We start from the raw sequence: 25,211 nt of genomic DNA, 5'->3' as shown, positions 1-25,211 counted from the left end.
CATGCTCGACGCCCACAACGTCTATGAGATCGAGTTCGACGTGCCCGCGCGCAACCGCGAGGCCTTTCAGGACTGGCTCTCCGGGGAGGTCGTTGCGTGGGTGAGCCACGGGGCAGTCGGGCAGTTCAGCGTCTTCCAGAACGAAAAGGGGCTTTCGCCCGAGGTGAAGTTCGTCTTCGAGTTCGAGACGCTACAGGACTGGGCCGCGTTCGCCGGGAGCGACCGTCACGAAGACGCGGTCAACCGACTCGAAGCGCTCGTTGAGAACCGGAACGCGACCCTGTGGCGGCGCGCGTCGGTCAAACTCGACGCAACGCTGGATCGGACCGCGACCGGACGAACGGACGGCGGCTGCGACGGCCGCGCGATCAACACGGTGAATTCACGATGACCACAGAATTACGGGACGAGTTAGCACAGATAGACGATCCGGTGCTCACCGGAGCGTCACAGACCGACGACAACGCAGATATCGTCTCCCTCGGAATCGTCAGCGATGTCGAGATCGACGACGGGGTGGCACACGTCGAACTCGCGCTCGGGGCGCCTTACTCGCCGACGGAGAGCCGGCTCGCGGAGCGTGTTCGTGATGTCATTCACAAGGCGGGCTACGAGTCGTCGCTGTCGATCGCGATCGACGACGACACGCCGGCGGGACTGGTCGAGGACGCGCCGAATGTGATCGCTGTCTCCTCTGGCAAGGGGGGCGTCGGGAAGAGCACTGTCGCGGTGAACCTGGCGACGGCGATGGCCGAGCGTGGCGCGCGAGTCGGACTGTTCGACGCTGACGTATATGGTCCGAACATTCCACGGATGCTCGGCGTTCACGACCACCCCGGCATGGCCGAGGACGACGAGACCATCATCCCGATCGAGCGACACGGGCTGAAGCTGATGAGCATCGGCTTCCTCGTTGGCGACGATGACCCCGTGATCTGGCGGGGTGCGATGGTCGACAAGGTGCTCACCCAACTGTACGACGACACGCAGTGGGGCGACCTCGACTACTTCATCGTCGACCTCCCGCCGGGGACCGGCGACGCGCAGTTGACGATGCTCCAGCAGATGCCGGTCCTCGGGTCAGTCGTCGTCACGACGCCGCAGGACGTCGCCTTGGACAACGCGCGGAAGGGGGCTCGGATGTTCGACAGACACGACGCCGAGGTGCTCGGATTCGTCGAGAACATGAGCACGTTCGTCTGTCCGAACTGCGGGGACGCCCATAACGTGTTCGACGCGGGGGGCGGCGAGCGGATCGCCGAGGAGTTCGACCGGCCGCTACTCGCCGAGATCCCGCTCGATCCGTCGATCCGCGAGGCCTGCGAGACTGGTGAGCCGGTCGTCTCAAACGGCGACACGGAGGCGGCGAGGGCGTTCGAGTCGCTCGCCGAGGGAGTCATGGATGCGGTCGGTGAGGTCAGGCGACGGTCACACGCCGAGGCGGCGAGATCGGCAGTTGACGAGTCGCAACCGGCTACCGAACGCATCGACGCGCAGACGAGCTGACACACCTGTCATGAGCCACACTACCGAGGCGTCTCGCACGGGTTCGGCGGTCTCCATCTCCGAGATCGACTTCGATCGCCTCGAAACCGTCGAGCGCGCCGTCGAGATCCGGTGTGCGACGGGCGACTGGTGGACGGCCAACTGGCGCGGAACGCCCGTCTCGGCCGTGGTCGACCGGGTCACGGTCCCGCCGGAGACCACCCACCTCGTCTTCGAGACCGCGGACGGATATCGCGCCTGTCTCGACGTACACACCGCGCTCGACGGTGTGTTGGCGGGCGCGATTGACGGAAAGCCGCTCGACGCCGCGGAACGCCCCCGGCTCGTCTGTCCGGGTATTGAGGGGATTCGGTCGGTGAAGGGCGTCTCGGCCGTCGTTCCCGTGTCGCTCTCGCGGAAAGATGACCCGGAAGAACTGGAGGCGCTGGGGATCGGCGAGGGCGACGACGCCGAATGACGTAACTTCCTATCGAATCATCCCGTTTCGACATGTCCGATACTCCCGCGTTCGAGAACCGATTCAGTGGTTTTTCACCAGTGTTCGGACTGTTTCGGGGCGTTCAAAATATATGAACAGAGACTCAATCGAACAGAAATGTTAAGTTAAATCGAAATATACCAATTTGTATGTCGATACTCGACCGGCTCTTCGGGACTGATTCGGACGACGGAAGCTGCTGTGACGTTCAAATAGAGGAGGTAGACGCCGAAAACGACGAGGACGCGCCATCGGAACGGACGGCGGCCGAATAGCAAGAAATCGAGAATGTCCAATCAATTGAATCCCTCGTCCGAAGCTGACTCCGAATCCGCGAGTGGAACGCTCAGACGAATCGAGGGAGATGCGTGCTGTGAAGGGCCCTTCCCCACGACCAGACAAGTCGAGGAGGCGACCCTCGACGCGGAGCTGTCGTCATTCAAGGCGCTGGCCAACGAGAAGCGGCTGAGAATCGTCCACGCGCTCCGGGAGGGCGAACTCTGCGCGTGCGAACTGGAAACCGTGCTCGACGCGCCGCAGTCGACGGTCGCCTCGCACCTCCGGAAGCTCCGCGACGCGGGCATCGTCAACACGCGCAAGGAGGGGAAGTGGACGTACTATCGAATCGCAGACACGGCGAGCCTCCAACTGCTCGACCTGGCCGCGGCGCTGGGTGAAGACCGATGATCCCAGCAGGCACCGAAGCGGCGCTGCTCGACTCGTGGAACTACTTCCTTCACCTCGCCGCGGTCCTCACGCCGCTGTTCATCGGCGCGTCGTTCCTCGTCGGGCTCGCACAGGAGTACCTCCCGCCCGAGCGCGTTGAGGAAATGCTCCGAGCGCGCGACCACGGGAGCGGAAATGTACTCGCGGCGGGGCTCGGCGCGGTGACGCCGTTTTGCTCGTGTTCGACCGTTCCCGTCCTAGCCGGCCTGCTAGGTGCTGGCGCGCCGACGGGGATGGCCTTCTCGTTCCTACTCGCCTCGCCGATCGTCAACTGGATCGCCGTGTTCCTGCTTTTCGGCCTGTTCGGGACCGGCGTGACCGTCGCGTACGTAACGACTGCCCTACTCGCGGCGATCGTCGCGGGCCTCGTCATCGGGACGCTCGACCTCGACGAGCACATCAAGGACGTCCGAATCACGGCGGGTGGTCGCGAGATCGCGACCGATGGCGGAGCACCCGCCTCGAACGGAGCGAGGGCCACCGACGCCGGCGGCTGTAGTGAGTGCGGGACGACCGCGACAAATCGAACCCACACGGAACGCGTGACCGCGGCCGGGAGAGGCGCGCTCTCTTTCTTCCGGGACACGCTTCCCTACATCGCCGTTGGGATTGCGATCGGTGCGCTGATACACGGGGCGGTGCCCGCGGAGTTCCTCCAGCGGATCGCCGGACCGGGGAACCCGCTCGCGACGCCGCTCGCCGCGCTTGCCGGCGCGCCGATCTACGTGAGCCTCAGCGGAATGCTACCAATCGCGCATTCGCTCACCGAGGCGGGCATCCCAATCGGAACGGTGATCGCGTTCGTCATCGGCGGCGCGGGGATCAGTATCCCGAACCTGATCCTGTTGAACAAGCTGTTCGAACGGCGGCTGCTCGCGATCTACGCGACGACTGTCGTGACAATCGGGATCACGATCGGCGTGTTGTTCAACACTGTCTTCGTCGGTCTGCTCTAAGCCGGCGAGAATCCCTTTCTACAGCGATCGAGATCCGTCGAGTGCGACGAGGACAGCGTTCGCGCGCGGCGTGGCGCGGTACATCCGCCACTTGCCCTCCTTGCGACGGGTAACGAGCCCCGCATCGGTGAGCTTCGAGAGGGCGTGGCTGATCGCGCTGTCGCTCACGTCCAGCAGCGGCGAGAGCTCGCAGACGCACAGCTCGTCGTCGTCGGCCGCGTGAAGCATTCGGACGATCTTGTACCGCGTCTCGTTTCCGAGCGCCGACAGCAGCTCGATGTCGGTCTCGAGGTCCGACCCGCCGATGCTCTCGTTCAGTTCCTCCAGCTCTGCGAGCCGCTCGGAGAGGTCCTCGTCGGTACAGGAGCCGCACTCGTCGGCGACGTACCGCTGGAGCCGATCGGTCGATGACATACTCACAATTGAATCGATGTGAGATTAAGCGTTATGGCCCATCACGCAATTGCAGTTACGATTCGACGAACAGTTTATCACTCCCTTATTCCTGACGCAGTCTCGTTTCGGGCGGCTCAAATGAGTAGGAGCGGAACCCTCGCTTTAACCCCGTTTAAATGCTTCACCACGATATTTTTTGATGTGCGCAACGGACAGACCGATCGGAGGGTTTATATTTATCTGAGGGATTGTTCAATTGAATCGATCGGAAAGGGAACGCAGCGTTAGCCCTTGTCGCGACGGCGACTCAGGCGATCGACGACACTCCGACACCACCATGACCGAACTCACCCTCTACGAAGAAGCGATGTGTTGCTCCACCGGCGTCTGTGGCCCCGACCCCGACGACGAGCTCGTCGAGGTCAGCGCGGCGCTCGACCAGCTCGAGGACGCGTTCGACGACCTCGAGGTGACGCGGGCGAACATGCAGCACAACATCGACCAGTTCCTCGAGACACAGCGCATCTACGACCGCGTGCAGGAGAACGGCCCGTCTGTCCTCCCGATCACGGTCGTCGACGGCGAGGTCGTCGCCGAGGGGGAGTACCTCTCGTACGACGAACTGACAGCCGCCGTCGGCGGGGACGCCGCGACCCAGGAGGCCTGACAGATGGCACGGTCACAGTCGAACCAGTCGACGAGCGCGCGGGACATCGTGGAACCGAGCGGCGAGGAGACGGAGTTCGTCTTCTTCAGCGGGAAGGGCGGCGTCGGCAAGAGCACGGTGAGCTGTGCGACCGCGGCGTGGCTCGCCGACAACGACTACGAGACGCTCCTCGTCACGACCGACCCCGCGCCGAACCTCTCGGACATCTTCGGGCAGTCGATCGGCCACGAGGTCACCGCGATCGACGGGATCGAGAACCTCTCGGCGATCGAGATCGACCCGGACACCGCCGCGGAGGAGTACCGACAGGAGACGATCGAGCCGATGCGGGAGCTCCTCGGTGACGAGGAGATCCGGACGGTCGAAGAGCAGCTCAACAGTCCCTGCGTCGAGGAGATCGCCGCCTTCGACAACTTCGTCGACTTCATGGACAGCCCCGAGTACGACGCCGTCGTCTTCGACACGGCGCCGACGGGCCACACCATCCGGCTGATGGAGCTCCCCTCCGACTGGAACGCCGAACTGGAGAAGGGCGGCTCGACCTGTATCGGCCCGGCCGCCTCGATGGAAGAGCGCAAGCGGGACTACGAGCGCGCGATCGACACGCTGCAGGACGACGAGCGCACCTCCTTCGCGTTCGTCGGCAAGCCCGAGGACTCCTCGATCGACGAGATCGAACGCAGCGCGGGCGATCTCGCCGAGCTCGGCATCGAGTCGCAGCTGTTGATCCTCAACGGCTACCTCCCCGAGTCGGTGTGTGAGGATCCCTTCTTCGAGGCCAAGCGCGCGGACGAGCAGGCGGTCATCGAGCGCGCTCGCGCGGAGTTCGACGCCGACGCGACCGCGACGTACCCGCTCCAGCCGGGCGAGATCGCCGGCCTCGACCTGCTCGCCGACGTGGCCGGCGTCCTCTACGACGGCGACGAGGCGACGGTCGACATCGGCGCGGCGACCGACGTCGACGACGGGGGCCGCGGCGACGGGGCGGTCGACTTCGACGCGACCGCGGACGCCGACGCGGTCGTCGAACAGCTGACGCCCGGCGAGGAGACGCAGTACCTCTTTTTCACCGGCAAGGGCGGCGTCGGGAAGAGCACGGTCGCCTCGACGGCGGCGACGAAGCTCGCCGAGGCGGGTCACGAGACGCTCGTCGTCACGACCGACCCGGCCGCGCACTTGGAGGACATCTTCGGCGAGCCGGTGGGCCACGAGCCGACCTCGGTCGGGCAGGACAACCTCGACGCGGCGCGGATCGACCAGGAGGAGGCCCTCGCCGAGTACCGCGAGCAGGTCCTCGATCACGTCACGGAGATGTACCAGGAGAGGGAGGACACGCAGATCGACGTCGACGCCGCGATCGCGAACGTCGAGGAGGAGCTGGAGTCGCCCTGCGCCGAGGAGATGGCGGCCTTAGAGAAGTTCGTGAGCTACTTCGACGAGGACGGCTACGACGTCGTCGTCTTCGACACGGCACCGACGGGCCACACCCTCAGACTGCTCGAACTCCCGTCCGACTGGAAGGGGTTCATGGACCTCGGCTCGCTGACGAAGGGCGCCGCCCCCGCGAAGGGCGACCAGTACGACGAAGTCATCGAGACGATGAAAGACCCCGACCGGAGCACGTTCGCGTTCGTGATGTACCCCGAGTACACGCCGATGATGGAGGCGCACCGCGCGGCCGCCGACCTCAGAGATCAGGTCGGGATCGAGACCTCGCTGGTCGTCGCCAACTACCTCCTCCCCGAGGAGTACGGCGACAACGCCTTCTTCGCGAACCGCCGCGCGCAACAGGCGCAGTACTTAGCGGAGATCCGCGACCGCTTCGACGCGCCGCTCATGTTAGCCCCGCTCCGCCGAGACGAGCCGATCGGGATCGACGAGCTGAGCGCCTTCGGCGAGGAGATCACCGGGCTGACGGACATCGCCGACGCGGACGCGCCGGAGGTGACCCCGTCGTGAGCGACGCCGGCTCCGGCGGCTCGGGCGGTCCCGACGACGCGACGGAGAGCGTCGCGGCGGCGCCAGCGGACGCAGACGTGGAAGCGAACGTCGAGGCGGCGCTCCGCGAGTTCCTCGACGCCCTCGGCGAGTCGGAGACGTACCGGCGGTTCGTCGCGGCCGACGAGGCGCTCCAGGAGGACGCCGACGCGATGGCGCTGCTGCGCGAGTACCAGCGGAAACAACAGCAGATGCAACGCGGTGGCTTCGACGAGTCGGTGATGGAAGAGCTGAAAGAACTCAACTCGGAGCTGTCGAACAACGAGACGATCCAACGCCAGCAGGCCGCACAGGCTGAGCTCGTTGACCTCCTCCAGCAGACGAACGACGTCATCAGCGAGGAGATCGGTGAGGAGTTCGCGCAGTCTACCGGAGGTGGGTGCTGTTGAGCACCTCCGAGCAGAATCCCGATGCGGACGGAGCCACCGACGAGGAGGTCCTCGCGGCCGCCGAGGCGCTCGGCGAGGAGCTCGCCGCGGCGAAAGCGGAGTCGGCGGAGTTCGCGTTCACCACGATGGTGATGCAGTGTAACGAGGCGATCGGCGACGAGACGGGGATCGATTACGGTAGCGTCTGCGGCGCCGACGACGACGGCTGCTGTTAGCGGAGATCGGCCGCCGGTGGTACAGATCGGCTGCCGGGAGCGGCGTTTGATAGGGGCCGAGTCCGGTCGACTACTCTCCCCGCCTCATTCCACAGACGGCGTCTCTGACAGGAGCTCGTCGAACAGCGCGACGACGCGTTCGTCGATCTCGTCGCGGATCTCGCGGACCTCCTCGATCGGGCGCTCGTGCGGGTCGTCGAGCCCCCAGTCGCGGTTCTCCCCGTTCCACGTCGCCGGGCACACGTCCGAGGCCGAACAGCCCATCGTGACGACGAGGTCGACCGCCTGTAGCTCCTCGGGCGTCACCTCTCGGGGCGTCCGGTCGCCGATGTCGATGTCTACCTCCGCCATCGCCTCGACGACGATGTCGTGGACGTGATCCGCGGGCTGTGTCCCGCCGGTGACGATCTCGATCCGGTTACCTGCGCCGCGTCGGTCGCGTTCCCGCTCGGCGAACGCGGCGGCCATCTGGCTCCGTCCCGCGTTCTGGACGCAGACGAAGGCGACGCGATGGCCCGACTGTTCGCTGTGTTGAGTCACGACTCGCTATGCGGGTGCCACCAGTATAGTCGTTGCTTCAGACCGCTACGGAGCGCTATAGAGCGCTATAGAGCGATATACACCGGGGATACACCGATATTTGAGCCCTTTCCGACGTGTTCGCCGAAACGGCGGCTACCTGCGGGGTGCGCGTCGGTCGGGGCGCGGAAGCACCGAACGACACGACGCTGGACCGCACGGCGGACGCCCCGAGACGGGTGAGCGTCGGGGCGCCGACCGATCGCGTCGCCGCCGACCGTCCGTCACTTCACCAGGGTGGTCGGGACGGCGGTCTCCCGGGTCACGGCCTCGGCGACGCTCCCGATCAGCGCCCGCGAGAGCCCCGAGCGACCGTGCGTCCCGAGCACGACGTGATCGAAGTCCCCCTCCTCGGCGTACTCGGCGATCCGGCGCTCGGCCTCGCCCGTGAGGAAGGTGACCGCCACGTCGCGGTCGGCGGCGACCTCTCGAACGGTCTCGAACACCGACGCGGCGGTCTCGTCGCCCACGCCGTCGAGGTCGTCGAGCGCGGCGCCGACGACCTCCTCCGTGTCCGCGGGGAGCATGTCGAGGTCGGGGGCGGCGACGTGGACGACGGTCACGCGCGCGTCCGGGAACGTCTCGAGGGCGAACGCAAGCGCCTCGCTGCTCAGCGGCGAGTCGTCCATCGCGACAAGGACGGAATCGGTCATACGCGACCTTCGACCGGTGCCGGTATCAAACTGTGGGCCGTGGACCGCTCGGGGTTCGGGGACGGAGCCTCCCAGTCCGTTCCGAGCACTTCAACCGTGAACACGTTCGGGACGGGAGCCAAAGGGATGGAACGCGACGTTCGAGTAGGCCGATGTTCGACGACCTCGACACGGACCGGCGGCCGCTGGTTCTCATCTGGGAGGTGACGCAGGCGTGCGGGCTCGCCTGTCGTCACTGCCGCGCCGACGCGAAACCGGCGCGTCACCCCGACGAGCTGACGACCGAGGAGGGGAAGCGGCTCCTCGACGACGCCGCGGAGTTCGGGGAGGGCCAGCTCGTCGTGCTCTCCGGCGGCGACCCGCTCGCCAGAGACGATCTCCTGGAGCTGGTCTCGTATGGCGACGATCGGGGACTGCGCATGACGATCACCCCCAGCGGGACGGGGTCGCTGACGCCCGATCGGGTCGAGGCCCTCGCCGACGCCGGGATCCGGCGGATGGCGCTCAGCCTCGACGGCGCGTCTCGCGAGAGCCACGACCGGTTCCGGGGCGAGGAGAGCTTCGAGAGCACGCTGGAGGCGGCGGAAGCGGCGTCCGACGCTGGGCTCCCGCTCCAGATCAATACGACCGTCTGCGCGCAGACGGCCGACGAGCTCCCCGCGATCCGCGACCGGGTGCGGGAGCTCGGCGCCGTCCTCTGGAGCGTGTTCTTCCTCGTCCCCGTCGGCCGGGGGCGGATCCTCGATCCGATCCCCCCGGAGCGGGCCGAGGACGCGATGGAGTGGCTCCACGAGGTCGCCGAGTCGGAGCCGTTCGGGGTCAAGACGACCGAGGCGCCCTTCTACCGCCGCGTCGGGCTGCAGTCCGACGGGGACCAGGGGGCGATCCGGCGGCGCGGCGGGATCACCGCCGGCCGCGGGTTCGCGTTCGTGAGCCACACCGGCGAGGCGTACCCGTCGGGGTTCCTCCCCGAGTCAGCCGGCAACGTCCGCGACCGGTCGGTCGTCGACATCTACCGGAACGCGGACCTGTTCGAGTCGCTCCGCGAGCCGGACCGGCTGAAGGGGAAGTGCGGCGCCTGCGAGTTCCGACAGGTCTGCGGCGGGAGCCGCTCGCGGGCGTACGCGGCGACGGGCGACCCGCTGGAGAGCGATCCCCTCTGCCCGTACGTCCCCGACGGGTACGACGGCGAGTTACCGACCAGGCTCGGCGGGGGCGCGAGGGTCTAGCCGCGTATACCCGAGCGCGCTATATCGAACCGATCGCGGGGTGGTCGTGTGACCTGGCGGACGGCGGTGAATCGCGCGATCCCGGCGGGCGCTACCGGGCACATCTGTCTCGTCGCGTGCGAGGGCTTTCGCGTGAACGGACGTGCCTCGAGGGACGTATCGCGCACGAACAGACGGGGCATATGCGGGACTCGCCGCCTTCGAGCGTGCCGAGATCCATCGTTTTTCCCGGCGATGCCGCCGAATCGGCGTGTTCTCACCGGCGAATATCCGGATGTCCGTGGCGGCTCTTTGCGAGGCGACGAGCGCGGGAGGACGCGTCGACAGTACGAGTTGTGAGCGTGGGGGGCGACTCGAACGACGGTCGTGGGTAAGCTATTTATCTGAAGCTCGCTACTCGTTTAACAAGTCCGATTGGAGTAGGACAACAAAAATTGTATTTATGCCACGAGAAACACTGCTGCTCGTCGGACGGGACCCGGTCGGCCCCGTCGCAGAACGGCACGCCGAACGGTTGCGTGACGCTGGTATCGCCGATAGGGTCGTCACCGCCACGTACGAGCGCGAGCCGGAATCGGAGCTCGGCGAGGCGCTCGCGGACGTCCGGGGGGAACGAATCTACGCCGTTCCGCTGTGTTTCGCACACACGTACGAGACGCTGAAAGCGGTTCCCAGAGCGCTCTCTCGGCTCGCCGGTGAGGTGCGGTACTGCGATCCGGTCGGGCGGAGCCCGGCCGTGACCGAGGCGATCCGGACCCGGGCGCGGGCGGCGAGCGACGCCGACGCGCTCGTGCTCGTCGCGTTCGGCAACAGCCGTGACGACCACGCGCGCAGGGCCGCCACGTTCCACGCGGGGCGTCTCCGCGGCGAGTTCGACGAGGTGCGAACCGCGTATCTCGTCCAGAATCCGGCGGTCGAGTGTGCCCGCTACACGCTGGAGGGCGACCGAGCGGTCGCGTGTCCCCTGTTCGTCGCCGACTGCGAGGCGACCCGGAACCGGATTCCGGAGCAGCTCGAGTTACACCGCGGCGGGATCGATTACGCCGACCCCTTCGGCGCGGACGACGCCGTTACTGACGCGATCTCCGTCGCGGTCGAGCGCGCCCGTGCGAACGCGGACATCTCGACGCCGAGTCCCGACCTCGTCGCCGACGCCGACCCCGTCGCCACGGACGGCGGCGGCCGCGACTGACCCGCCTCGTCGGTCCGCGGTCGTCCGGTGCTGACGCCCGCGCGCTCTCCTGTTTCTCGGCGCTACCGACGAACGACGAGCACCGACAGATCGGAGAACGGCGAGTCGCCCCGCCCGTCGCCGCCGGCGTGTTCGGCGAGCGCGCCGAGGGTCGTTCGGGTCACGGTCTCGTCGTCGTGAGTGAGCCGCTCGCAGACGAGCGCTTCGGCGGCCGGGTCACCGCCGTGGTCGAGCAGGTCCGCGGCGACGTCGCCCGGCATCCAGTCGAACGGACGAGGCAACACGAGCAGATGCCGGTCGCCGACGTCCCGCCGGAGACGGGCGAAGCCGTCGCTGAGGGCCCCGCTCTTGTGGAGCGTGACGAACGTCGCGTCCTCCATCGGCGTCCGCGCTCGGCTAGCCGCGATCTGTATCGACGAGATTCCCGGGACCACGCGGAGGTCGACCGACCCGTTCGTCGCGGCGTCGACCGCCCGTTCGACCTTCCCGACGAACTGGTATCCCGAGTGGTTCGGATCGCCCATCAGCACCGCCGCCCCCCGCTCGCCGTCGGCGACCCGCTCGGCGAACGCCGCCAGCGCAGCCGATTCGTCGCGGTAGCCGCACGTCAGGCAGTCCGCGTCGGTCCGGTCCTCGACGAACTCGACGACGGTCTCGAACCCGACCACGACGTCCGCTTCCCGGAGCGCGCGCTCGGCCCTCGGGACGAGGTACTCCGGATTCCCCGGGCCGATGCCGACGGCGTGAACGGTTCTCGCCGTGTCGGCTCCCCGGTCGACTTCCGGGCGATCGGCGGCGTACGCCGCCGGGTCCGGGCCCGAGTCGAGGTCGTACGTGTCGGTCACGGGGTGTCCTCGCGAAGCGCCTCGAGCGTGGTCTCGCCGGTCCGGACGTCGCTCGCGGCGTGGACGAGCTCGTTGGTGAGGCCGGCCGCCAGCCCGGAGCCGCCGCGTCGCCCGACGTTCGTGATCGCCGGGACGCCGTACGCGTCGGCGACCTCGCGAACGCGTTTCCGGCTCTCCGCGGCCTTCACGAAGCCGACCGGCGTCGCGACGACGACCGCCGGCCGCGTCCCCTGTTCGATGCAGTCGGCGAGCGCGAGCGCGGCGGTCGGCGCGTTACCGACGACGGCGACCGCGCCGTCGTAGACGCCGCGCTCGTCGAGTTCGAGCACGCTCGCGGCGGTGCGGGTCATCCCCGTCTCCGCGGCGAGCTCCGCGCCGTTTCCGATCGCCTTCCTGACCTCGCAGTCGTGGCCGCGCCCCGTGACTCCCGATTTGACCATCGTGATGTCGGTCACGATCGGTCGCTCGTCCAGCACGGCTTCGGCGCCGGCCGCGACCGGGTCGTTCGCGAACCGCATCAGGTGCGCGAACTCCGGGTCGCCGGTGGCGTGGACGGCCTTCGCGCGCAGCCGGTCGGTCGGGGTCTCCTGCGCGACGAGCTCGTGAACGCGGTCCATGCTCGTCTCGGCGATCTCCATCGCGTCCTCGGTCGTCGCGCCGAGGTCGGCGTACGCCGCGGTCTCTCCGCGGTCGGTCGCCTCGCCGCCGTCAGTCGTCATCGCCGGGCACCTCCGTGGCACCGCGGGACGCGCGCTTCTCGATGTCGCCGTCGACCTCGAGGTTGCGGTCGCGAAGCTCCCCGACGACCTCCTCGTCGGCGTCCCAGAGCCCGCGGTCGACCGCCTCCAGGAGCGTGTCCGTGATCGATTCGAGCGCCCAGGGGTTGACGTCGCGCATCCAGTCGGCCCGGTCGTCGTCGAGGGCGTACTTCTCGGCGACGTCCCGCCAGAGGCGGTCGGAGACGACGCCGGTCGTCGCGTCCCAGCCGAGCGCCACGTCGACCGTCTTCGAGAGGTCGCCGGCGCCCTTGTAGCCGTGTTCCTCCATCGAGTCGAGCCAGTCCGGGTTGAGGACCCGCGCCCGCATCGCCTTTCGGACCTTCTCTTCGTTCGTGTAGACGTCGACGTTGTCGGGGTCCGAGGAGTCCCCGACGTACGACGCCGGCTCCTCGCCGGCCACCTCGGTGACGGCGGTGATGAACCCGCCGTGGAACGCGTACCAGTCCGAGGAGTCGAACTCGTCTTGCTCCATCGTGTCCTCGATCTTCACCGTGGCCTCGACGTTGCCGAGCCGGCGCTCGAACGCGTCGTGGGCCGCCGAGGCGGTGCCGCGGGAGCCGAGGGCGTAGCCGCCCCACTGGACGTACACGTCGGCGAGGTCGGCCGCGTCCTCCCAGTTTCCCTCGTCGACCGCCTTGTTCGTCCCCGCGCCGTAGCCGCCGGGCCGGGTCGTGAACACGCGGTGTTTCGCCGCCGCCTCGGGGTCGTCGTGCCCCTCGGCCGACAGCTCCTCGGTCTCCTCCTCGACGTGCTTTTTCACGTAGTTCATCTCGTGCGGCTCGTCGAGTTCGACCACCGCGTCGACGGCGTCGTGGATGACGCTCGCGGCCTGCGGGAACGCGTCTCTGAACAGCCCGGACACGCGGGTCGTGGCGTCGACGCGGGGCCGGCCGAGCTCGTCGAGCGGGATCGGCTCCACGTCGTCGATCCGCCCCGCGTCGGTCCAGACGGGCTCGACGCCCATCACCGCGAGCACCTGCGCGATCGTCTCGCCGCGGGTCCGGACGGTCGGCGTCCCCCACGCGACGACGCCGATCTCCTCGGGGTACTCGCCCTCCTCTTCGCGGTGGCGGGCGAGCGTGTCGGCGGCGATCTCGCTGCCGACCTCCCACGCCGCCTTGGCGGGGACCTTCCGCGGGTCGAGCGTGTAGAAGTTCCGCCCGGTCGGGAGCAGGTCGACGCCGCCGCGGGTCGGCGCGCCGGAGCCGCCCGGCGGGACGTACTCGCCGGCGAGCGCGTCGGCCGTGCGCGGGATCTCCGCTTCGGCGCCGCGGACGCGGGGCGCGGCCTCTTCGGCGATGAACCGCAACGCCTCTCGGAGGTCGTCGTGGGCGCCCCCGCGAACCCGGGCGTCGCCGAGCGGATCGATGTCGACGATCAGCAGGTTGATCGTCGTCCCGTCTTCGGGGCCGGCGTCGGTCTCCGACTCGGGCACGTCGAAGCCGTGGTCGGCCAGCGTCCGGACGAGCTCCCTGCTCGTCTCGTACACCTCGTCGGCGGCCTCCCCGTACGTCATGCCCAGCGTCTCGTCGTACTCTCCCGGGGCGTCGAGCATCCGCTCGTAATCGACGCCGAGGACGCCGGCGACCGACTCGCGGAGGCTCGGTCCGCCCGGGTTCTCCAGCCGGGTGAGCGCGACGAGGTACTCCACGAGCCGGTCGTCGACCGGCGGCTCGCCCATCGTGTGGAGTCCCAACCGGATCTGGGTGTTCTTCACGTCGGTCAGGTAGGCGTGGATCCGCTCGACGAGCTCCTCGACGGGAACCTCGTCGCCGTCGACCTCGCCGTCCGCGAGCGTCGAGCCGGCCGCGTCCGGGCCGCGGACGTCGGCTCGCTCGTCGACGTCGCCGGCGATCCCGAGTTCGACGGCGAGGTCGAGCTCGTCCACGCGCTCGCGGATGAGCTCTCCGAGGCGGGCGCCGTCGTCGGTGCGGACCTCGGTGCCGCCGGCCTCGCGGTAGCGGCGGGCGAGGTCCTCCAGCTCGGCCAGCTCGTCGTAGCTGCCGGCGCGACGCATGACCGGGGTTAGGTAGTCCACGACGGCCGCGTACGAGCGGCGCTTCGCCTGCGTCCCCTCGCCGGGGTTGTTCACGATGTACGGGTACACGTTCGGCAGGTCGTCGATCAGGCCGTCCGGCGCCGATCCGGACCCGAGCCCGACCGTCTTTCCCGGCAGCCACTCCAGCGAGCCGTGCGTGCCGAGGTGGACCACGGCGTCGGCGGCGAACTCGTTGCGGAGCCATCCGTAGAAGGCGACGTAGTCGTGCGGCGGCCACAGGTCGGAGTCGTGGTACACCTTCTCCGGATCCATCCCGAACCCGCGCGGGGGCTGGACGGTGACGAGGACGTTCCCGAACTCGACCCCCGGGATCGCGAACGGTCGGTCGGGCGGCTCGCCCCACTCGTCGAGGACGCCGTCGCGGAACCGGTCGCTCCGCGCGTCGAACCACTCGGCGTACCGCGCCGGCGACACGGTGTCGACGCTGCGGTCGCGCACGTCGGCCGGCGCGACCCACCGGTCGTCGAGCGTGAGCTGGCCGGTCAGGGCGTCGATGAGCTTCTCGCCGTCGGCGACGGGAGCAGTTTTCGTCGCACCGCCGCCACCCCCCGAACCGAGGTCGTACCCGCGACTCGCGAGCTCGTCCAACAGGTTGACCGTCGATTCCGGGGAGTCGAGGCCGAACGCGGTCCCGATCCCGTCGTCGCTGGGCGGGTAGTTGTGTAACACGACGGCGACCTTCTTGTCGTCGTTCGGCGTGTGTCTGAGCTCGGCCCAGTTGACGGCGAGCCGCGCGGCGTGGTCGACGCGGTCCTCGATCGGGAAGTGCTGTTTCGGCGCGGAGCCGATTCCCGCGGCGTCTTCGGTCCGCTCTTTCCCCGAGACGGGGTGCGTGATCACGTTGCCGTCGAACTCCGGGAGCGCGACCGAGAGCGCGAGCTCGAAGCCCATCACGCCGGTGTCGCTCGACTCGTACCGGGAGCGCGACCGCATCGTCGTCACGGTCTGGATCACCGGGACGCCGAGCTCGTCGAGGAACACGCTCTCGGCGTCGGCGCCCTCGTCCGCCGCGTCGCGGCCGCGCTCGCTCATCGACAGCGAGAACATGAACGACGAGAGGACGGCGTCGACGACCGCGTCGCCGCGGTCGTCGGTGAAGTAGTTCTCCGCCGTCCACTTCGCGTCCTCCTGTCCGTCCTCGTCGCTGACGGGGTTACAGAACACGGGGAGCGCGTTCGCGCCGAGCGCCTCCAGCCGGCGGACCTGCGCGTCGACGTACCGGACGTTCTCGTGGGTCCAGTGCGACTCGTAGAACCAGACCCCGACCGTCGGTGCGTCCTCGTCGAACGTCGCGATCAGTTCCTCGTGGTCCGCGCCGGGGTAGTCGGGGTGGTAGACGCCCTCGGTCGGGAGTTCGATCGGGCCGTCGATCTCGCCCGCGGCGTCGGCGTCCCCGTACTCACGAGCCAGGAACCGAATCCCGTTCGAGATGTTGACCGCCCCGCCGTAGTCGAGGTACTCGGAAACCGTCGTTCGGTCGCCCGTCGCGACGGTGGTGTCTTCCAACGCGAACGCGTCGCCCGTCGCCTTCACGACGAGCGGGACGCCGGCGTCTCGGAGCTCCTCGACCGCGAACTCGTACGCCGGCATGCTGTCCTGTCCGCCGTGGAGCCAGAGGACGACCGCGGCCGCGTCCCCGAGCTCGTCGACGAACGACGCCACGTCGCGCTGCTCGTCGAGGTCGCCGTCGGACCGGACCGCGAGGTCGATCCCGGTCAGCTGCTCCGCGGCCGTCTGGACCGCCCCCAACTCGTTCTCCGTCGCCGTGTAGAGGCCGATTTTTGTCACAAGTTATTAAACCTCCTCTGCAATAACACAAGTATGGTTGATTTGGGGACAAACAAAAAGGTTTCCACCCCCCTTCCGGCGGTCGTCGGCCAAGCGGATCTCAAACGGGTGCTTCTCGCGTTGGCGGTCGAACCGGGCCTCAGCGGCGCCCTCCTAAGCGGCGAAAAGGGGACCGCCAAATCGACGGCCGTCAGGGCGCTCGCGGACCTGTTGCCCGAACAGACGGTCGTCGCCGATTGCCCGTACGGCTGTCCGCCGCCGAACGAAACGGGACCCGCCGGGAACGCGACCGGAACCGCCGCTGACCACTCCGACAGCGGTCGGTGCGCGTCGTGTCTCGGTCGCGAGGATCCACCGGTGGAAACGAGACGGGCCCCGCTCGTGACGCTCCCGCTCGGTGCGACCCGCGACCGAGTGGTCGGGACGCTCTCCGTCGCCGACGCGCTCGACGGCGACGCCGAGTTCGACCCGGGGCTGCTCGCCCGCGCCAACCGGGGCGTCCTCTACGTCGACGAGGTCAACCTGCTTCCGGACCACCTGATCGACGTGCTGTTGGACGCCGCCGCGACGGGGACGAACCGGGTGGAGCGCGACGGCGTCAGCGTCACGCACCCCGCCGACTTCACGCTGATCGGGACGATGAACCCGGAGGAGGGAGAGCTCCGACCCCAGCTGCGCGACCGCTTCGACCTCCGTGCCGAGGTCACCGGCAGCGACGAGATCGACGAGCGCGTCGAGATTCTGGACCGCGTCGTCGACGACGGCGGCGGCCGTGACCTCAGTGCGGAGTTCGCGTCGGAGACGGCCGCCCTCCGGGAGCGCGTTCACGGGGCCCGCGAGCGCTGCCCCGCGATCCCCGAGGAGTTCAAGCGCGACATCGCCGAGCTCTGCCGCGACGCGGACGTCGACGGCCACCGCGCCGATTTCGCCGTCGCTCGGGCCGCCCGGGCGTTCGCCGCGCTCGACGGACGCCCGAAGGTCGTCGAGTCGGACGTGGCGGACGCCGCCGAGTACGCGCTGAGCCACCGGGTACGGAGCCGCCCGTTCGAGGAGACGGTCGACCCGGAGGAGCTGGTGGACGACCACTTCGGCGACGGCGCCGCCGAGGGCGACGGGGAACGGGAGAGCGACGGCGAATCGGAAGCCGACAGCGAACCGGAGGGCGACGGCGAATCGGAAGGCGACAGCGAACCGGAGGGCGAGACCGACCCGCGGGGAGCGGGCGACGAGACGGATAGCGGGGATTCCGGCGCGGACGGGAGCGACCCGGACGGGGGCGATCCGGATGGGGACGACCCGACCGGAACCGACCGCGATCGGTCCGGCGCTCCCGGTGCCTCCGGATCGCGAGGGTCCGACGGCAGCGAACGACCGGCGAGCGACGGGGCGACCGCCGACCGCAGCGACGAAGCGGACGGCGGCGACGCCGACGGCGACGAGGAGGCCGCACCGATCCCCCCCGGCGGCGCTCGTGCGGGGGTCGCTGACGCAACGGCCCCGGCGGTTCCGTCGCCCGAGGACCGAGGTGACGCGGCGGGCGACGGCGGCGGCCGACACGCGGCGGCGCCGTCCCCGGACGGTCGCGGGCCGAGAGTGCGAGCGGAACACGCGGGGGAGTCGGCGTCCGTGGACCCGGCGGCGACCGTCCGGGTGGCCGCGCGGAGCGGCCGATCGCGACCGGCCGACACCGACCTTCGGCGGGCGGTTCGGGCCGACGACGCCCGCACGCTCACAGTGTTCGTCGCGGACGCCAGCGCGTCGATGGCCCCCGCGATGCGCTCCGCGAAGGGCGTGGCGTTGGAACTGCTGCGCGACGCGTACGCCGAGCGGGACGAGGTCGCGCTGGTCTCGTTCGGCGGCGACGGGGCCGAGGTGCTGCTCCCGCCGACGACGAGCGTCTCGCTGGCCGCGCGTCAGCTGAAGGAGCTCCCGACGGCGGATCGGACGCCGCTCCCGGACGGACTCCGCAAGGCCGCGGCGCTCATCGAGCGGAAAGAGCCGGCCGCGGCGACCGTCGTGCTCGTCTCCGACGGCCGCGCGAACGTCGCGGAGGGCAGTCCGACGACCGCGACCCGGCAGGCGGCGAAACGGGTCGCGGAGACGGACGCGTCCGTCCTCGTCGTCGACGCGGGCGAGTCGAGGGCCGGCGTTCTGGACATCGTGTGCGAGACGACGGACGCGAGACGGACCCCGATCGCCGCGCTCTCACCGGAATCGGTGCTCGGAGACCACTAGAATTTCCGAGGAGCGTAAGTTTTACAATCTAACTTTACTTTCTCCAAATCGGATTTATGTCGACGAACACCGACACCGTCGCCGACCGGTTCGCCGCGGCCGGGGCACAGATCGATCCATTGACCGCGCTCACCGCGCTGGCGCTCGCCGCGGCGCTGGGCTTCACGCTCCTGTTCCTACAGGAGCCGCTCGCCCACGACGCGTTACACGACTTCAGACACGGGGCCGGGATCATCTGCCACTGATGATCGATCGGCTCCGATCCGGCGTCGCCGCCGGAGCGCTCGCCGGGCTGGCGTACGGGCTGTTCACGTGGGTGGTCGTCTCGCCGCTCATTCACCACTTGGAGCACCTCGCGTCTCACGGCGGCGACCACGCGCACGACGCGGCGCCCGCCGTGAGCGAAACCGCGACGGCGGTCGTCAGCGCCGGCGGCGGCGTCCTGTGGGGCGTCCTGTTGGGGGCCGCCTTCGGCGTCGCGTATCACCTGTTCGAGCCGGCGCTCCCCGGCGGAACGCTGAAACCGTACGTCCTCGCGGGGGCCGGATTCCTGACGGTCTCGGTCGCCCCGTGGACGGTTCTCCCGCCGGCCACGCCCGGCATGGAACCGCTGTACGGGTCGTCGCTTCGCGTTCCGCTCTACCTCGGTCTGGTCGGTATCGGCGGGCTCGTCGCGGCGACGAGCGTCCTCGGGTACGCCCGCGCGAGCCGTACTCGCGGCCGCGGCACCGGGGCGTTCGTCGCGTTGCTTCCGCTGGTAGCGCTCGGGATCCTCTCGATCGCCGCTCCGCCGACGCTGACCGGCGGCGCCGCTCCGGCCGGGGTCTCGGCCGCGTTCCGGTGGCTCGTCGGCTTCTCGCAGGCGGGGCTCTGGGCGCTGATCGCCGTCGCCTTCTCGCGTTTCGACCGGCGCGTCGGTCGGCCTGACGCGAACTCACCGACCCCGACCGCGAGGGGAATCGACTGATGGAGCGACGAACGGAACGGATGCGCGAGCGCGGCGTGAGCGCGACCGTCCTCGTCTGTACCAACGAACGGACGGAGTACGCCGCCTGCGCCGCCGTCGACGGCGTCGACGTCGCCGACGCCGTCCGCGACTGGCTCCGCGAACGCGACCGCTACTGGTCGGAGGTCGCCGTCGCGGAGACGTCCTGTCTCGGGATGTGTAGCGAAGGCGGCGTCGCGGTCGTCGTCCACCCGCACGACGAGTGGTTCGCGGAGGTGACGGTGGACGACGTGCCGACGCTCATGACCGAGCTGTTCGGCGCCGCTACGGGCGACACCACCGCGGCGGAACCGACGACGATCGGCTGAAGGGCCCGCAGGAGGCTAGAACGCGTCGGAGTCGAGGACCCGGTGCGGCACGTTCCTGTCCCGGAGCTTGGAGGTGTGACGGGGGATCTCGTCGGTCACCGCGACCAGCAGGACGTCGAGGCCGAGCGTGCCCGCCTCGGCGACGCCCTCCGCGGTCCCGAACCTGATGTCCGGGTCGACGCCGCTCCGAGAGACGAGCGCGTACGCCTCCGTCCCGGCGACCGCGACGAGTCCCTCGTCCGGGACGTGCGTCGAGACCACGCTCGGGTCCAGGCGGTCGTCGTCGGTGACGGTCGGGACGGGCAGCACGGAGACGGTTCCGGTGTCGTAGTCGACGACGCCCTCGAAGTCGGCGATGCCGACGGCCTCGCCCTCCGCCGCGCTCGTGACGGTGACCGCGGTCGCGGTCCCGCCGGCGGGGTTGGCGTGGAGGACGCCGTTCCGCATCACCAGCCCGACCTCTCTCCCCTCCGCCACGTCGTCGAGCGCGACGGCGGCGTCGACCTCAACGCTGCCGAGGACGTCGGAGTTCACCCGTTCGAGGTAGGTCTCGAGGTCGTCGGTCCGGGAGATGAGCCAGTCGACCCCCTCCTTGGTCACCTCGTACCGGCCGCGGCCGCCCTTCTCGACGTAGCCCGCCTCGACTAAGTCCCGGACGTAATCGCTGACCGCCTGCGAGGTCACGCCGATCGTGTCCGCGATCTCCCCCTGGCTCACGGCCGGCTGGCGGGCCGCGATCTCGACGAGCACCTGGTAGCGCGTCGCGCTCCGCTTGTTCTCGAGGACGTCCGGCGATCCGCCGTCCGCTGAGTCTCCCATTATCGGACGTTCAGATGCCACAGATAAAGTCTTGTTGTCTATTTCACGGCGTACTTGGCTAAGTACGGCTCACAGCGCCGCTTTTGTAAAACAGACTTTTCTTAATACAACCAAAATTGTTTTGTGGCGCGGTGTAATTGTATATCGCGAATGCAGGCGACAAAGCTTCCGAACGACGCGAAAGCGGGACCGACCAAGCCGGAGGTCCGTGCGGTGTTGGCGCGAAAGCTCGCGCTCGGTCCCGACGACCACTTCGTCGAGGTCGGCTCCTGTACGGGCGCGGTAACGATCGAGGCCGCTCGCCGCGCGGGGCGGGTGACGGCGCTCGAACGGAACGCGGACCGGCTCGAGACCACTCGAGCGAACCTCGCCGCGAACGAGTACGAGGCCGACGTGCGCCTCGTCAACGCCGAGGCCCCGGAGGGGCTTCCGGACGACGGTGACGTGGTCTTCCTCGGCGGATCGCGGAACTACGAGCGGGTCCTCGACGCCGCCGTCGACGCCGGCTACGATCGGATCGTCATGAACGTGTCTCGTCTCGAGGTCGCGGGAGAGGCGGCTCGGGCCTTCCGCGACCGCGACCTCCTCGACGAGGCGCTGTGCCTCCAGATGGCGACCGGCTACGACCTCGCGGGCGCGACGAGCTTCGACGCCGACAACCCCGTGTACATGCTGGTCGGCGAGCCGGGATCGGCCGGGAAACCGGGTGAGGACGAATGACGCGGGAACTCCGGACCGGAGGCCGCGAATGACCCTGTACGGCGTGGGACTCGGTCCCGGCGATCCCGACCTGATCTCCGTCCGCGGCCGGGAGATCCTCGACGGCGTCGATGTCGTGTACTCTCCGGGTCGGCTCTCGCGGGCGGTCGCGACCGAACACGTCCCGGAGAGCCGGATCGGCGACCTCGATTTCCCGATGACGAGCGACGAGGAGCGGCTCCGCGAGGCGTGGAAGCAGGCCGCGGCCGAGATCGCCCCCGAAGCGCGGGCGGGCGACGCCGCGTTCGTCACGCTCGGCGACCCGAACGTGTACTCCACGTTCGGACACCTCAGACGGACGCTCGACGCGTTCCACCCCGACGTCGACGTGGAGATCGTGCCCGGGATCAGCGCGATGACGGCGTTCGCGACCGCGCTCGACGTCGAGATCGAAGCCGGCGCCGGGCTCGCGCTCCGCGAGGCCGCCGGCGGACGCGCGCCCACCGGCCCCGACAGGATGGTCCTGTTCAAGGTGACCGACGCCCCCGAGACGGCCCGCAAGCTCCGCGAGGCGGACTACGACGTGCGGTTCGGGCGCCGGCTCTTCATGGAGGCCGGCGAGACGGCCGTCACCGAGGACGCGGACGCGCTCGCGGACCGGGACTACTACACGCTCGCGTACGCGGAGCGCCGCGGCCTCGAGACGTCGAGGGCGACCGACGAGTTCGCGGCCGACGCGGACGCGAAGGGTCGCGCCTCGGCGACCGCCGACGCGGAGGCCGGCGATGACTGACGGTCCGACCGACTCGCAGGCGGGCATCGACGCCGTCGGCGACCGGACGGGGGGCGAGCTCGACCCGCGGGTCCGCGAGCACACCGCCGGCGAGGAGCAGGAGGGGATCCCGTTCATCGGTGCCGGTCCGGGCGATCCCGGGCTCCTCACCGTGCGCGGCAAAGAGCTGGTCGACGACGCCGACCTCGTCGTCCACGCCGGGTCGCTGGTTTCCAGCGCGCTCTTAGAGGAGCACTGCGCGGACGCGGAGCTGGTGAACTCGGTGGGGAAGGACCTCGAGGAGCTGGTCCCGCTGATGCGGGACGCCCACGAGAGCGGGCGCACCGTCGTCAGACTCCACAGCGGCGACCCCGCGGTGTACGGGGCCGCCCTCGAACAGATCGACGCGCTGGAACGCGAGGGCGTTCCGGCGTACGTCGTCCCCGGCGTCACGTCGTCGTTCGCGGCGGCGGCGACGCTGCGCACCCAGCTCACGCTGAACGGCGTCGCGAACCACGTCGCGTTCACGCGTCCGCGGGGGAAGACGCTCGACGCCGAGGACGACCACGTCGCCGAGTTCGTCGAGATGGGCGACGTGACGACCTGCATCTACCTCGGCACCCACGCGGTGAGCGACACGATGGACCGCCTGCTCGACCGGGACGGGGTGGACCCCGACACGCCGGTCGCGGTCGTCTACCACGCCTCGTGGGACGACGAGGACGTGATCACGGGAACGATCGCCGACATCGGCGAGAAGGTGGAGGCGGCCGGCTACCGCGCGTCCGCGATGGTCCTCATCGGCGAGGCCGCGACGGGCGCGGGGTACGACCGCTCGTACCTCTACGGCGACTGGGCGAACGGCGGAACGGCGGACGCGGAGAACGGCGAACCGGACAGCGCGGCGGACGCGGCCAGCGACACGGAGACGACCGAAACGGAGGCGGACGACTGATGAGTACCGACAGCAACGACGGGAACGCGAGTGGCACCGACGCGGCCGACGCGACCGACGACTCCGGCGGCGGCCACTGTTCGACGGCGGACTCCGACGGCGAGGTGGCGGAGGAGATCGCGGTCGTCAGCTTCGAGCGGAAGCTCGACACCGCCGCGGAGATCGTTGACGGGATCGGCGACCGCTACGAGTCGATCGACGTGATCGAGTACCACGGCGACGTGTTCGCCGAGCATTGGGGCGAGTACGACTGCTTCGTCGGGCTGATGGCGTCCGGAATCGCCATGCGGAAGACCGCGCCGCTGCTCGACGACAAGTGGGACGACCCCGCGATCGTCGTGGTCGACGAGGCGCTCACGTGGGCGATCCCGATCACCGGAGGCCACCACGGTGCCAATCAGGTGGCGGACGACCTCGCGAGCCTGGGCGCCGTGCCCGCGATGACTACCGCCTCGGAGGCGGCGGACAAGCAGGGCGTCGAGAAGCGGGCGAAGGCGCTGTCCGCACACGTCGTCAACGGCGACTCCACGGTCGCGACGAACCTCGCCGTCCTCGACGACGAGCTCGGCCCCGTCGAACGGCTCGACGGGCCGCGGGCGGTGCTGGTCGACGACGACGTGACGGTCCTCAAGCGCAACCGCGACGACGGGATCGTGCTCGGCACGGGCTCCGTCTCCGGCGCGGACGAGGAGCGGTTCATCGAGGCCTGGGACCGTGCGCTCGCGGCGGTCGACCGCGACTGGGACGACGTCGAGTTCGTCGCCACGGCGACGCGAAAGGCCGACGAGGAGGGTCTCCTCGCCGCGGCCGCCGCGCGCGATCTCGGGGTCGTCGCGTTCGACAGGGAGACCCTGCTCGAGTTCGAGGGGCCGACGCCGTCGAAGGCGAAGGAACTCATCGGCTGGCCGGGCGTCGCCGAGGCGAGCGCGATCGCCGGCGGGGCCGACCACGAGCTCGTCGCGGAGAAGACCAGCCACGAGAACGAAGTGACCGTCGCGGTGGGGCGATGACCGGAACCGGCTCGGCGCCCGGCGGCGCGGACGACGCCCCCGACGGGATGGGAACGCTGTACGTCGTCGGCATCGGCCCCGGCCTCCCGCACGCCATGACCCAGCGGGCCCGCGACGTGATACGCCACGCCGACTGCGTCATCGCGTCGAACCTCTACCAGGAGTTCCTCCGTCAGGACGGCACGATTCCCCCCGAGTCGCGGACCGAGGACGCCGCCACGGACGGCGGAGCCGCGGTCGGCTCGGCCGACGGCGGTGCCGGCGACGACGCCGGCTGGGCGTCCGGCAACGTCGGCACCCATCCCGACGGCGAGACCGTCGAGGTCGTCCGGTCCTCGATGGGGCAGCAGATCGAGCTCGCCCGCGAGGCGTTCGAGCGCGTCAGGGCGGGACAGGACGTGGCGCACGTCTCCGGCGGCGATCCCAACGTGTACGGGAAGTCCGACCTGGTGTACCTGATGGCCGACGAGGACGACGCCGACGACATCCCGATCGAGATCGTGCCCGGCGTGACGGCCGCGCTCGGCGGCGCCGCGATGGTCGGCGCGCCGCTCTCGAACGACTTCTGTACGGTCTCGCTGTCCGATAAGTGGCGCGGCTGGGAAGAGATCGCGGAGAAGCTCCGCGCCGCGGCGGTGTCGGGGTTCACGATCGTCCTCTACAACTGCTGGCGCGACTACGAGCGCGCCATCGAGGTGCTCCGGGAGCACCGCACCGACGACGCCCCGGTCGCGATCGTCAACGACGCCGACCGCGGCGAGGCCGGCCGCAACCTCGACGACGAGACCTACACCCTGACGACGCTCGGAGCGGCGACCGACCACGACGACGAGGTCGGCGGGATGGGAACCTCCCTGATCGTCGGCACGCACGAGACCGAGGTCTGGGAGAACGACTACGACCGATTCCTCGTCACGCCCCGCGGCGGGCGAGACGTCGACGACTTCTGACA

Annotated in this window: 28 protein-coding genes; 21 read left to right on the top strand and 7 right to left on the bottom strand. The window is 69.4% G+C overall.

Annotation, left to right across the window (positions count from 1 at the left end; translation table 11 throughout):
- Position 1: 1 nt before the first annotated feature.
- The 6 genes from JIN95_RS12480 to JIN95_RS12460 all read left to right on the top strand — a co-directional run bounded on the left by JIN95_RS12480 (position 2) and on the right by JIN95_RS12460 (position 3,666).
- Complete coding sequence (locus tag JIN95_RS12480; protein WP_200531690.1) at positions 2-391, top strand: hypothetical protein; 390 nt, start codon at positions 2-4, stop codon at positions 389-391.
- The gene (locus JIN95_RS12475; protein ID WP_200531689.1) at positions 388-1,506 is read left to right on the top strand and encodes an Mrp/NBP35 family ATP-binding protein; all 1,119 of its coding nucleotides are present in this window, start codon (positions 388-390) and stop codon (positions 1,504-1,506) included. The genes JIN95_RS12480 and JIN95_RS12475 overlap by 4 nt, the downstream gene beginning before the upstream one ends.
- A 10-nt stretch (positions 1,507-1,516) precedes the next feature.
- A complete protein-coding gene (locus JIN95_RS12470) occupies positions 1,517-1,963 on the top strand; it encodes a molybdopterin-dependent oxidoreductase (RefSeq protein ID WP_200531688.1) in 447 nt (148 codons plus the stop codon).
- A 170-nt stretch (positions 1,964-2,133) separates the two neighbouring features.
- A complete protein-coding gene (locus JIN95_RS16420; RefSeq protein ID WP_255521286.1) occupies positions 2,134-2,259 on the top strand; it encodes a hypothetical protein in 126 nt (41 codons plus the stop codon).
- Positions 2,260-2,272: 13 nt separating this feature from the next.
- Positions 2,273-2,671 (top strand): metalloregulator ArsR/SmtB family transcription factor, encoded by a 399-nt coding sequence (locus JIN95_RS12465; RefSeq protein ID WP_200531687.1) that lies wholly within the window; start codon positions 2,273-2,275, stop codon positions 2,669-2,671.
- A complete protein-coding gene (locus JIN95_RS12460) occupies positions 2,668-3,666 on the top strand; it encodes a permease (protein ID WP_200531686.1) in 999 nt (332 codons plus the stop codon). Before JIN95_RS12465 ends, JIN95_RS12460 begins: the two co-directional genes overlap by 4 nt.
- Before the next feature lie 18 nt (positions 3,667-3,684).
- On the opposite strand, the gene JIN95_RS12455 is transcribed toward JIN95_RS12460, so the two are convergent.
- On the bottom strand, positions 3,685-4,080 hold the full coding sequence (locus tag JIN95_RS12455) for a metalloregulator ArsR/SmtB family transcription factor (RefSeq protein WP_095635943.1): 396 nt from the start codon (positions 4,078-4,080) through the stop codon (positions 3,685-3,687).
- 319 nt (positions 4,081-4,399) lie between these two features.
- Here JIN95_RS12455 and arsD point away from each other — a divergent pair, with 319 nt between their 5' ends.
- From arsD to hcsS, 4 genes are all read left to right on the top strand, one after another.
- Complete coding sequence (arsD, locus tag JIN95_RS12450; RefSeq protein ID WP_095635944.1) at positions 4,400-4,729, top strand: arsenite efflux transporter metallochaperone ArsD; 330 nt, start codon at positions 4,400-4,402, stop codon at positions 4,727-4,729.
- Positions 4,730-4,732: 3 nt separating this feature from the next.
- The gene (arsA, locus tag JIN95_RS12445; protein WP_200531685.1) at positions 4,733-6,688 is read left to right on the top strand and encodes an arsenical pump-driving ATPase; all 1,956 of its coding nucleotides are present in this window, start codon (positions 4,733-4,735) and stop codon (positions 6,686-6,688) included.
- 77 nt (positions 6,689-6,765) lie between these two features.
- Positions 6,766-7,116, top strand: coding sequence for a halo-CC-star protein HcsL (gene hcsL, locus JIN95_RS12440; RefSeq protein ID WP_095636243.1), 351 nt, complete (start codon positions 6,766-6,768; stop codon positions 7,114-7,116).
- On the top strand, positions 7,107-7,331 hold the full coding sequence (gene hcsS, locus JIN95_RS12435) for a halo-CC-star protein HcsS (RefSeq protein ID WP_095635946.1): 225 nt from the start codon (positions 7,107-7,109) through the stop codon (positions 7,329-7,331). Before hcsL ends, hcsS begins: the two co-directional genes overlap by 10 nt.
- A gap of 84 nt (positions 7,332-7,415) precedes the next feature.
- Here the strand turns inward: hcsS and JIN95_RS12430 are convergent, their stop codons facing one another.
- Both JIN95_RS12430 and JIN95_RS12425 read right to left on the bottom strand, forming a co-directional pair.
- Complete coding sequence (locus JIN95_RS12430) at positions 7,416-7,871, bottom strand: arsenate reductase ArsC (protein ID WP_200531684.1); 456 nt, start codon at positions 7,869-7,871, stop codon at positions 7,416-7,418.
- Positions 7,872-8,134: 263 nt separating this feature from the next.
- Positions 8,135-8,563: a universal stress protein gene (locus JIN95_RS12425; RefSeq protein ID WP_095635948.1), complete on the bottom strand. Its 429-nt coding sequence runs from the start codon at positions 8,561-8,563 to the stop codon at positions 8,135-8,137.
- Between the two features lie 152 nt (positions 8,564-8,715).
- On the opposite strand from JIN95_RS12425, the gene JIN95_RS12420 reads away from it, so the two are divergent.
- Both JIN95_RS12420 and JIN95_RS12415 read left to right on the top strand, forming a co-directional pair.
- The gene (locus JIN95_RS12420) at positions 8,716-9,792 is read left to right on the top strand and encodes a radical SAM protein (RefSeq protein WP_095635949.1); all 1,077 of its coding nucleotides are present in this window, start codon (positions 8,716-8,718) and stop codon (positions 9,790-9,792) included.
- Between the two features lie 442 nt (positions 9,793-10,234).
- Complete coding sequence (locus tag JIN95_RS12415; RefSeq protein WP_200531683.1) at positions 10,235-10,984, top strand: CbiX/SirB N-terminal domain-containing protein; 750 nt, start codon at positions 10,235-10,237, stop codon at positions 10,982-10,984.
- Positions 10,985-11,046: 62 nt separating this feature from the next.
- Here JIN95_RS12415 and JIN95_RS12410 read toward each other — a convergent pair whose 3' ends face one another.
- Genes JIN95_RS12410 through cobN form a run of 3 tightly spaced genes read right to left on the bottom strand, consistent with a single transcriptional unit; the run spans position 11,047 to position 16,455 of the window.
- Positions 11,047-11,829, bottom strand: coding sequence for a cobalt-precorrin-7 (C(5))-methyltransferase (locus JIN95_RS12410; RefSeq protein WP_200531682.1), 783 nt, complete (start codon positions 11,827-11,829; stop codon positions 11,047-11,049).
- The gene (locus tag JIN95_RS12405; protein WP_200531681.1) at positions 11,826-12,548 is read right to left on the bottom strand and encodes a precorrin-8X methylmutase; all 723 of its coding nucleotides are present in this window, start codon (positions 12,546-12,548) and stop codon (positions 11,826-11,828) included. The genes JIN95_RS12410 and JIN95_RS12405 overlap by 4 nt, the downstream gene beginning before the upstream one ends.
- Complete coding sequence (cobN, locus tag JIN95_RS12400) at positions 12,538-16,455, bottom strand: cobaltochelatase subunit CobN (RefSeq protein WP_200531680.1); 3,918 nt, start codon at positions 16,453-16,455, stop codon at positions 12,538-12,540. The genes JIN95_RS12405 and cobN overlap by 11 nt, the downstream gene beginning before the upstream one ends.
- Before the next feature lie 33 nt (positions 16,456-16,488).
- On the opposite strand from cobN, the gene JIN95_RS12395 reads away from it, so the two are divergent.
- From JIN95_RS12395 to JIN95_RS12380, 4 genes are read left to right on the top strand one after another with little or no spacing between them, the layout of a single operon-like run.
- Entirely contained in the window at positions 16,489-18,690 is a 2,202-nt protein-coding gene (locus tag JIN95_RS12395) for a VWA domain-containing protein (protein ID WP_200531679.1), read from the top strand.
- A gap of 56 nt (positions 18,691-18,746) precedes the next feature.
- The gene (locus tag JIN95_RS12390) at positions 18,747-18,935 is read left to right on the top strand and encodes a CbtB domain-containing protein (RefSeq protein WP_095635955.1); all 189 of its coding nucleotides are present in this window, start codon (positions 18,747-18,749) and stop codon (positions 18,933-18,935) included.
- Positions 18,935-19,657, top strand: coding sequence for a CbtA family protein (locus tag JIN95_RS12385; RefSeq protein ID WP_095635956.1), 723 nt, complete (start codon positions 18,935-18,937; stop codon positions 19,655-19,657). Before JIN95_RS12390 ends, JIN95_RS12385 begins: the two co-directional genes overlap by 1 nt.
- On the top strand, positions 19,657-20,004 hold the full coding sequence (locus tag JIN95_RS12380; RefSeq protein ID WP_200531678.1) for a (2Fe-2S) ferredoxin domain-containing protein: 348 nt from the start codon (positions 19,657-19,659) through the stop codon (positions 20,002-20,004). Before JIN95_RS12385 ends, JIN95_RS12380 begins: the two co-directional genes overlap by 1 nt.
- Positions 20,005-20,019: 15 nt before the next feature.
- Here JIN95_RS12380 and JIN95_RS12375 read toward each other — a convergent pair whose 3' ends face one another.
- Positions 20,020-20,823, bottom strand: a complete 804-nt coding sequence (locus JIN95_RS12375) for a MarR family transcriptional regulator (protein WP_095635958.1) — start codon at positions 20,821-20,823, stop codon at positions 20,020-20,022.
- A gap of 150 nt (positions 20,824-20,973) precedes the next feature.
- Between JIN95_RS12375 and cbiT the strand changes: the two genes are divergently transcribed.
- Genes cbiT through JIN95_RS12350 form a run of 5 tightly spaced genes read left to right on the top strand, consistent with a single transcriptional unit; the run spans position 20,974 to position 25,209 of the window.
- Positions 20,974-21,543: a precorrin-6Y C5,15-methyltransferase (decarboxylating) subunit CbiT gene (gene cbiT / locus JIN95_RS12370; RefSeq protein ID WP_095635959.1), complete on the top strand. Its 570-nt coding sequence runs from the start codon at positions 20,974-20,976 to the stop codon at positions 21,541-21,543.
- Positions 21,544-21,571: 28 nt separating this feature from the next.
- Complete coding sequence (locus JIN95_RS12365) at positions 21,572-22,315, top strand: cobalt-factor II C(20)-methyltransferase (RefSeq protein ID WP_200531677.1); 744 nt, start codon at positions 21,572-21,574, stop codon at positions 22,313-22,315.
- Entirely contained in the window at positions 22,308-23,249 is a 942-nt protein-coding gene (locus JIN95_RS12360) for an SAM-dependent methyltransferase (protein ID WP_200531676.1), read from the top strand. Before JIN95_RS12365 ends, JIN95_RS12360 begins: the two co-directional genes overlap by 8 nt.
- Positions 23,249-24,259, top strand: coding sequence for a cobalt-precorrin 5A hydrolase (cbiG, locus tag JIN95_RS12355; RefSeq protein WP_200531675.1), 1,011 nt, complete (start codon positions 23,249-23,251; stop codon positions 24,257-24,259). Before JIN95_RS12360 ends, cbiG begins: the two co-directional genes overlap by 1 nt.
- Positions 24,256-25,209, top strand: coding sequence for an SAM-dependent methyltransferase (locus tag JIN95_RS12350; RefSeq protein WP_200531674.1), 954 nt, complete (start codon positions 24,256-24,258; stop codon positions 25,207-25,209). The genes cbiG and JIN95_RS12350 overlap by 4 nt, the downstream gene beginning before the upstream one ends.
- Positions 25,210-25,211: the final 2 nt, after the last annotated feature.

It is taken from the genome of Halorubrum sp. LN27 (assembly GCF_016635065.1).
In the GTDB taxonomy this organism is placed as follows: domain Archaea; phylum Halobacteriota; class Halobacteria; order Halobacteriales; family Haloferacaceae; genus Halorubrum; species Halorubrum salipaludis.
The sequence above is the reverse complement of the archived record's forward strand: the minus strand, read 5'-3'. Positions and strand labels throughout refer to the sequence as shown.

Excerpts from the sequence above, each read along its gene's own strand:
- JIN95_RS12480 (WP_200531690.1), top strand. The coding sequence starts at position 2 with ATGCTCGACGCCCACAACGTCTATGAGATCGAGTTCGACGTGCCCGCG.
- JIN95_RS12385 (WP_095635956.1), top strand. The coding sequence starts at position 18,935 with ATGATCGATCGGCTCCGATCCGGCGTCGCCGCCGGAGCGCTCGCCGGG.
- JIN95_RS12395 (WP_200531679.1), top strand. The coding sequence starts at position 16,489 with ATGGTTGATTTGGGGACAAACAAAAAGGTTTCCACCCCCCTTCCGGCG.
- JIN95_RS12420 (WP_095635949.1), top strand. The coding sequence starts at position 8,716 with ATGTTCGACGACCTCGACACGGACCGGCGGCCGCTGGTTCTCATCTGG.
- arsD (WP_095635944.1), top strand. The coding sequence starts at position 4,400 with ATGACCGAACTCACCCTCTACGAAGAAGCGATGTGTTGCTCCACCGGC.
- JIN95_RS12375 (WP_095635958.1), bottom strand. The coding sequence starts at position 20,823 with ATGGGAGACTCAGCGGACGGCGGATCGCCGGACGTCCTCGAGAACAAG.
- JIN95_RS12405 (WP_200531681.1), bottom strand. The coding sequence starts at position 12,548 with ATGACGACTGACGGCGGCGAGGCGACCGACCGCGGAGAGACCGCGGCG.
- JIN95_RS12365 (WP_200531677.1), top strand. The coding sequence starts at position 21,572 with ATGACCCTGTACGGCGTGGGACTCGGTCCCGGCGATCCCGACCTGATC.
- JIN95_RS12350 (WP_200531674.1), top strand. The coding sequence starts at position 24,256 with ATGACCGGAACCGGCTCGGCGCCCGGCGGCGCGGACGACGCCCCCGAC.
- JIN95_RS16420 (WP_255521286.1), top strand. The coding sequence starts at position 2,134 with ATGTCGATACTCGACCGGCTCTTCGGGACTGATTCGGACGACGGAAGC.
- JIN95_RS12415 (WP_200531683.1), top strand. The coding sequence starts at position 10,235 with ATGCCACGAGAAACACTGCTGCTCGTCGGACGGGACCCGGTCGGCCCC.
- JIN95_RS12380 (WP_200531678.1), top strand. The coding sequence starts at position 19,657 with ATGGAGCGACGAACGGAACGGATGCGCGAGCGCGGCGTGAGCGCGACC.
- JIN95_RS12455 (WP_095635943.1), bottom strand. The coding sequence starts at position 4,080 with ATGTCATCGACCGATCGGCTCCAGCGGTACGTCGCCGACGAGTGCGGC.
- arsA (WP_200531685.1), top strand. The coding sequence starts at position 4,733 with ATGGCACGGTCACAGTCGAACCAGTCGACGAGCGCGCGGGACATCGTG.
- JIN95_RS12470 (WP_200531688.1), top strand. The coding sequence starts at position 1,517 with ATGAGCCACACTACCGAGGCGTCTCGCACGGGTTCGGCGGTCTCCATC.
- JIN95_RS12425 (WP_095635948.1), bottom strand. The coding sequence starts at position 8,563 with ATGACCGATTCCGTCCTTGTCGCGATGGACGACTCGCCGCTGAGCAGC.
- JIN95_RS12465 (WP_200531687.1), top strand. The coding sequence starts at position 2,273 with ATGTCCAATCAATTGAATCCCTCGTCCGAAGCTGACTCCGAATCCGCG.
- JIN95_RS12390 (WP_095635955.1), top strand. The coding sequence starts at position 18,747 with ATGTCGACGAACACCGACACCGTCGCCGACCGGTTCGCCGCGGCCGGG.
- cbiG (WP_200531675.1), top strand. The coding sequence starts at position 23,249 with ATGAGTACCGACAGCAACGACGGGAACGCGAGTGGCACCGACGCGGCC.
- JIN95_RS12460 (WP_200531686.1), top strand. The coding sequence starts at position 2,668 with ATGATCCCAGCAGGCACCGAAGCGGCGCTGCTCGACTCGTGGAACTAC.
- JIN95_RS12475 (WP_200531689.1), top strand. The coding sequence starts at position 388 with ATGACCACAGAATTACGGGACGAGTTAGCACAGATAGACGATCCGGTG.
- cbiT (WP_095635959.1), top strand. The coding sequence starts at position 20,974 with ATGCAGGCGACAAAGCTTCCGAACGACGCGAAAGCGGGACCGACCAAG.
- JIN95_RS12360 (WP_200531676.1), top strand. The coding sequence starts at position 22,308 with ATGACTGACGGTCCGACCGACTCGCAGGCGGGCATCGACGCCGTCGGC.